At 64.1% G+C, this 6497-nt stretch carries 5 protein-coding genes; all 5 read right to left on the bottom strand.

All coding sequences use genetic code 11. The annotated features are described in order from the left end of the window. Positions 1-298: 298 nt before the first annotated feature. The 5 genes from AC07ZH_RS08595 to AC07ZH_RS08575 all read right to left on the bottom strand — a co-directional run bounded on the left by AC07ZH_RS08595 (position 299) and on the right by AC07ZH_RS08575 (position 6493). Positions 299-1594 carry an NRAMP family divalent metal transporter gene (locus AC07ZH_RS08595; RefSeq protein WP_414080296.1) on the bottom strand — a complete coding sequence of 432 codons (1296 nt, stop codon included), beginning with the start codon at positions 1592-1594 and terminating at the stop codon, positions 299-301. Between the two features lie 280 nt (positions 1595-1874). Beyond that, a complete protein-coding gene (locus tag AC07ZH_RS08590) occupies positions 1875-2423 on the bottom strand; it encodes a YbfB/YjiJ family MFS transporter (protein ID WP_495199375.1) in 549 nt (182 codons plus the stop codon). Positions 2424-2433: 10 nt separating this feature from the next. Continuing rightward, entirely contained in the window at positions 2434-4044 is a 1611-nt protein-coding gene (locus AC07ZH_RS08585) for an AMP-binding protein (RefSeq protein WP_495199374.1), read from the bottom strand. Between the two features lie 15 nt (positions 4045-4059). Then, the gene (locus tag AC07ZH_RS08580) at positions 4060-5298 is read right to left on the bottom strand and encodes a thiolase family protein (protein WP_495199373.1); all 1239 of its coding nucleotides are present in this window, start codon (positions 5296-5298) and stop codon (positions 4060-4062) included. A gap of 79 nt (positions 5299-5377) precedes the next feature. Next, positions 5378-6493: a saccharopine dehydrogenase family protein gene (locus AC07ZH_RS08575; RefSeq protein ID WP_495199372.1), complete on the bottom strand. Its 1116-nt coding sequence runs from the start codon at positions 6491-6493 to the stop codon at positions 5378-5380. Between the last annotated feature and the right edge of the window lie 4 nt (positions 6494-6497).

The raw sequence follows: 6497 nt of genomic DNA, 5'->3' as shown, positions 1-6497 counted from the left end.
GGGTGTAAGGGGTGGGGGTGGTCATGGGTTACACGTCCTACAGGCGGTTCAAAAGGGTCAGCACGGTACATGCAGGGGGAAGAACAGATCAGTGTAGCGACGCAGCGCTGTTTTCGTATGTCCCCACGGCGCGGCAGGCGGGCCGCTAGCCGGCTTCGGCCCACGCATGCCCCTGCAGGCTCAACTGCTCGGCGGCGGTGCTTGCGCCGATCGGGAGGGCCGGACCGACCGCCGCAGATTCCTGTCCGGCACGCAACCGGCATTGCCCGTGCGACCAAGCACTGCCTCCTTCGCACCATCAGCTTGCCATGGTGATCAGCATGGCCAGCACAGCCACCAACATTACGCCAGTACACAACCAGCCCAAGACTTTGAGGCGAAGGCCCACCACCAAGGAGCCCATGATGTCACTGCGCGCGGCCATCAGCATCATCACCACCATGATGGGCACCGAGATCACGCCGTTCATCACGGCGCTCCAGAACAAGGCCTTGATCGGGTCGATAGGCGACAAACCTATCGCCATACCGAACAACATGGCCGCCGCGATGATGCCGTAGAACGCTTTCGCAGCCATCGGCTTGCTCTCCAGACTGCTCTTCCAGTGAAACGTTCCAGCCACCGCGTAAGCCGCCGAGCCCGCGAGCACTGGCACTGCCAGCAACCCGGTGCCGACGATGCCTATCGTGAACAGCAGAAAGGCGAATTCTCCGGCGATGGGCCGCAGTGCCGTTGCCGCCTGGGCCGAGGTCTGGATATCGGTGAGGCCGTGCGCATGCAATGTCACGGCCGTAGTCAGCACAATGAAAAATGCGACGAGATTGGAGAAAGCCATGCCGATGGTCGTGTCGATCTTGATCCGCTGCAGTTGCTTGTCGGCCTGGCCCAAGGTCTTTTTAAGCGCCTGGACACGCGGTTCGACGCGCATTTCTTCCACTTCCTGCGACGCCTGCCAGAAGAACAGATAGGGGCTGATGGTCGTGCCAAATACCGCCACGACGGTGGTGATGTAGTCCGGCTTCCACTGGATATGCGGCAAGAACGTTTTCGTCAGCACAGCGGACCAAGGAATCTTCACCATGAACGCAGTCGCCACGTAGGCAAGCAGCACCAAGGTCAGCCATTTGAGGATGCGAACGTAGTTTTTGTAGGGAATGAACACCTGCAGCAACAGCGATAGCACCCCGAAAAAAACCACATACAAATGCGCGCTGCCACCCAGAATCAAGGTCACTGCGTCTGCCATGGCAGATATATCCGCGGCAATGTTGATGGTGTTGGCCAGCACCAGCAGGGACACCAGGGTGTACAGCAGCCAGGCTGGGTAATGCTGGCGGATATTGGTGGCCAGGCCATGGCCGCTCACCCGTCCAATGCGCGCGCTGATCATCTGGATGCCAACCATTAGCGGATACGTCAGCAGCAGGCTCCACAACAGCTCGAAACCGAACTGGGCACCCGCTTGCGAATAGGTCGCGATGCCGCTGGGGTCATCGTCTGCTGCCCCGGTGACCAAGCCAGGCCCGAGTTTGTTCAGCCAGGAATCTGCGCTGGAGGGTGGGTTCGTCTGTGAATCCTGTGCTTTGCCGGGCATGGGGACTTTCTTGCAAGCGTGGCCGCAAGGATTTGCTGGCGCGCGCTACCGTTCCTCTAGGAGGTAGCCACAGTGGATGCGCTGCAGCCCACTATCCAGGTCAGCGATAGGCACTGCGCTCTGTAAGACAAGCATGGGAAATTCCCGTCCCGGTGCCTTCGCGCTCGACGACGTATGGCAATACCCGCCTGACTACCCTGGTGTTCCCGATCAACCCGCGCCGCTGGCAGTGGCCGCATACACGTTGCAAACGACGCCACTGTCTGGGCGGCCGATTGGCCTATCGATGAGGCGGCACGCTGCGACCACCGCGCCACAACCAAAACGCCGTGGCAGCCAACAGCACGGTAGCGGCTGCATTCGCCCAATGGAGCGCATCCCACCCCGCCCACTGGGTGGTCCCGATCAATCGCACCAGCAGCGGGCCCTCGATTTGACCGGCCGCGAAACCGGCGGTCATGCGGGCCAGCAGCGGTGTCGGGTTGGAGGGCATCCGCTCCCGCGCCAATTGCAGGCCGGCCATGGTGGCGACCATGAAAGTGCCTCCCACCAAAACCGCCGAAGCGGTCAGCGTCCACAAGGACTGTTGGCACAGCGGAAGCAAGGTGCCCAAGGCCATGACGGCCTGGGCTGCGGCCCAGACTTTTCTGCGCGGCCAGGCCGACAACCAGCGAGACGCAAAAGCGACCGACAGCGCCGCCGCCACGCCAAAAATGGGCCAAGTCAGACCGAATACCAGCGGGTCAGAGACGAGTTGCCTTGCCATGGTGGGCAAGTACGTCGCCGGAATGATGTAACCGAACCCAAAAGAGCTGTACCTATCGTTCAATGGAAGCTTGCTATGACCCAACAGTGCGCCGGAAAATGGTCTCAGGTTGCGCCGCGAAGGCCTCAGCCAGAAAACGATCCTGCGGTTTTTCCGAGGCTGTCTTGGGGATCTGCCTCAGCACCTGGATAAAGCTCGGCACCATACCTGCCTCCAGCTGGTGCAGGCAGGCCTGGAAAAGCGCCTGCGCGTCAAATTCCACGGCATCCTTAGGCACCACGGCGGCCACCACCTCTTTCTCGCCCGGGGCCAGCTGCGCGCTGGCGATGCCGTAGACATACACATCGTCCACCAAACCCGACTCAGCAATCGCTTTTTCTATGAAGGCTGTGGCGATAAATTCGCCGTTGCGCCGGATGCCGCTACCCTTGCGGTGGTCGAAGTACAGCCAGCCATCGTCGTTCTCGTGCACTACGTCGCCCATGTGCAGCCAGCCGCCCGCACATTTGCGCTGAGAGGCTTCGGGGTTAGCGTAGTACTCGATGGCAAAGGGTACACCGCTGGCGTGGCGGAACAGTAGCTCGCCACCCTGACCGCGTGGCACATCGTTGCCCGCCTCATCGACGATGCGATAGGTGAACGTGGGCGGCGGCTTGCCGATGCTACCCACCGGGCCCTGGCCCGGGTAGTTGAAGGTGAGGCCCCCTTCGGCAGCGCCGTAGAACTCCAGGACCTGCACGCCAAAGCGGCGCTGAAAATCCTGCCAGATGGCGGCAGGCATGCCGGCGGACACCACGCAGCGCACGGGGTTGTCGGCATCATTGGCCTTGGGCGGCTCGGCATAGACCGCCGTGGTCATGCCGCCCAGCAGGGTGAAGCTGGTGGCGCCGTATTTGCGCGTGATGTCCCATAGGCGCGACTTGGTGAAGCGCCGCGACAGCACGCAGCGCAGGCGGCAGGCCAGAGCCGCGCCCAAGGTCAACAGCTGGGCGTTGGCGTGGGTGAGCGACAGGCCAGAATACAGCACGTCATCGTCGCGGTAGGCAAACAGGCGCTGGGCCAGGGCGACGGTGTCGCAGTAGCGCCGGTGCGTGAGGACGATGCCCTTGGGGTCGCCCGTAGTGCCGGAGGTGAAGATCAGCTCCAGCGCGGCGTCCGGGTCAGTGGTGACAATGGGCAGATCGGGAGCGATCAATGGCGCGGCGGCCTCCCAATTCACCACATCCTTGTAGTTCGACAGAGGTCTTTCACCCTCGTCGGTAGCAAAGGCCATGGCCCAGCGCAGGCCAGACAGGCGCGCACGCAGCGGCTGCAGATGAGGCAGCGCATAGTCGGCGGCGAAAACGGCGCTGCACTGACTGCTGGCAAGCAGGAACTGCAGCTTGTCGCCCTTGGTGCGCGGGTCGATGGGTACCACGGCCACACCTACGATGCTCGCGGCCACCATGGCCTCAACGAACTCCACATGGTTGGCCATGAGCAGGGCCACACGCTCACCGGGTGCGATGCCCAGGTCCAGCATGACCTGCGCCATGCGCTGGCCGTTGTCCCAGAGCTGGCGGTAGCTGCGTACCTCGTCGGGGCGCTGGCCGCCGCCCTCGACGGTGAACACTTCGAAGTCCGGCAGCTCGGCCGCGCGGTTGGCGACCATGCCGGCGAAAATGTTGTCGGGGTAAAGACTCATGCTGTGTACTCCTGTTCAGCGGCCCAGCAGCGTGAGGCAGGCCACGGCCTCTTCCACGCCCGCGAGCCCACCACCGTTTTCCGCCAGCGCCATACGCACGTCTGGCACTTGGCGCGCCCCAGCTTCACCGCGCAGCTGCGTGACCAGTTCGAACACCTGCCCCAGTCCCGTCGCACCGATGGGGTGCCCCTTGCTCTCCAGCCCCCCCGAGGGGTTGATGGGGATGCGCCCGCCCAGGCTCGTCTCGCCGCGCTCGGCCGCCGGGCCGCCCTGCCCGGGAGGCACCAGGCCCAGCAGCTCGGACTGCAGAATTTCGCCAATCGCCGTGGCGTCATGCACCTCGGCCACGCCCACATCCTGCGGGGCCACGCCCGCCTGTTCGTAGAGCCGGTGCGAGGCCTTGCGCACCAGGTGGTTCTCCAGGTCCATCGCCTCGCGCTCACTGCCGGTCTGCAGCACGCAGGCCAGCACCCGCACCGCTCGGCGTGCATCTCCTTGCAAGCGCTTGAGGCCTGCCGCACTGCAGACGATGGCCGCCGCTGCACCGTCGCTGACCGGCGAGCACATGGGCAGCGTGAGCGGGTAGCTGATGGGCGGCGCAGCCAGCACCTGCTGCACGCTCATGGCTTCGCGGTACTGGGCCAGCGGGTTGTGCACCGAATGCGCATGGTTCTTGGCCGCCACGGCGGCGAACTGGCGCTGCGTGGTGCCGAAAGCGCGCATGTGCATGCGGCCCATGGCAGCGTAGATGTCCATGAACACGCTGTAGGGGCGCGGCGACTGGCTGCCCGCGGGCGGCGTGACACCCTCGCCCATGGCGAGCAGGCGCGCCTGGCTGGCCTCGGTATCGTGCACGTCCCAGGCGCCGTCGAAGGCGGCGAACATGCGCGCCTTGTCCTCGGACACCATTTTTTCCGCGCCCACGGCCAGCACAATGTCGGCCGCGCCGCTTTGCACATGTTGCACTGCCAAGTGCAACGCCGTGCTGGCGCTGGCGCAGGCATTTTCCACGTTCACCACGGGGATGCCACCGATGCCCATGGCGCGCAGCGCGAGCTGCCCACGCACCATGTGCTGGCCCTCCATGTGCCCCTGGGTGGCGTTGGCGAAGTAGGCGGCTTGCAGCTGGGCGGGTTCGCAGCCCGCGTCCTGCAGCGCCGCCTCCACGGCCTGGCGCGCGAGGTCTTTCACGCTCCATTGCAGGTGACGGCCAAAGGGCGTCATGCCGACGCCGACGATGTAGATCGGTTCCACGGGATGCTCCAAGAATATGAGTCAAAAAAACCTCCAGCGCTCATTCTTCAAGCGCTGGAAGCTATCAATCAAGGAGCAATCAATGCGTCCGGACTTCCCAAGACAGGTAGCCTTCGTTCGCCTGCGCCGCCAGCAACTGGCGTGCGCCCAGAATGCGCGCACCCGAGCCAAAGCCCACTGCCTTGAGCTGCTTGCCCAGCACGCGCTGCGCGGCCTCGGCGGCGAACACGCCGGTCTGCGAGTAGGCGCAGCTGCCGCGGATAATGACGCTGACCGACTGCGTGTTGCCCCGCGCCTGGCAGGACACCACGGCTCGGTGGAGCTTGGGCGTCTCGCGCGGCGGCTCGACCTGGGTGATCTGCTGGCCGATGGCGTTGGTCATCTCTTCCTGAGCGGCGGCATCCAGATGGCGGTGCTCCTGCTCGAACTGCTGCAGCACCCCCATGATGCCCATGAACAACTCCTGGTTCCCCAGCGAGAACAGTACCTGGCAGTTCTTGACCTGTTCATGGCCCTGATACCACACGGGTTCGCCGGCACCGCCCCAGGGCATGGCCTTCATGATGCGATGCACACCAGGCACCGCCACGTCGTACGCCGTGGCCCAGGGCCACTGCACCAGCTCGCCGCCCTTGAGGTAATACATGGGCTTGGTGCACATGCGCAGAAACGACATGGTCGAGGCCACACTCACCTGCGCGTCGCCGTAGTACAGCAGGTCCAGCGTGTCGATGCCCGGGGTCTCCAGCGCAATCTCAGCGGCAATCGCGCCTTCGGTCCACATATAGGAATTGGCCGGGCACAGCGCTAGCTCCTTGCGCTCGAAGGCAGCGGCGTATTCCTTTTGCAGGTACAGCATCCAGTCCGTCTCGCCAGTGGTGTCAAAGTAGTGGCAACCGGCATCGAGCGCCGCCTGCACCACGGGCTTGCCCAGTTGCATGAAGGGGCCGACGACGTTGAGCACCACCTGCCTGCCCTTGAACAGCTCGGTCAATGCGGCCTGGTCGTGCGCCACGCCCACGCACAGGTAGTCGTGGCCTTCCAGTTCAGGGATCTTGGCCATCTCGGCCTTCAGCCGGTCGGCGTTGCGCCCGGCGGCAATAAAGGGAATGCCGCGTTGGGCCAGCTTCCAGGCGGCGAGCTTGCCGGTGTAGCCGCTGGCGCCGTAGAGAACGACTTGGTATTGCGTTGCCATGAGA

Source organism: Simplicispira sp. GW247-4R2A, assembly GCF_059424465.1.
This window is presented reverse-complemented; position numbering and strand designations above follow the sequence as displayed.

Bases quoted from the DNA above. Each gene is read 5' to 3' on its own strand.
- AC07ZH_RS08595 (WP_414080296.1), bottom strand. From the start codon at position 1,594: ATGCCCGGCAAAGCACAGGATTCACAGACGAACCCACCCTCCAGCGCA.
- AC07ZH_RS08585 (WP_495199374.1), bottom strand. From the start codon at position 4,044: ATGAGTCTTTACCCCGACAACATTTTCGCCGGCATGGTCGCCAACCGC.
- AC07ZH_RS08575 (WP_495199372.1), bottom strand. From the start codon at position 6,493: ATGGCAACGCAATACCAAGTCGTTCTCTACGGCGCCAGCGGCTACACC.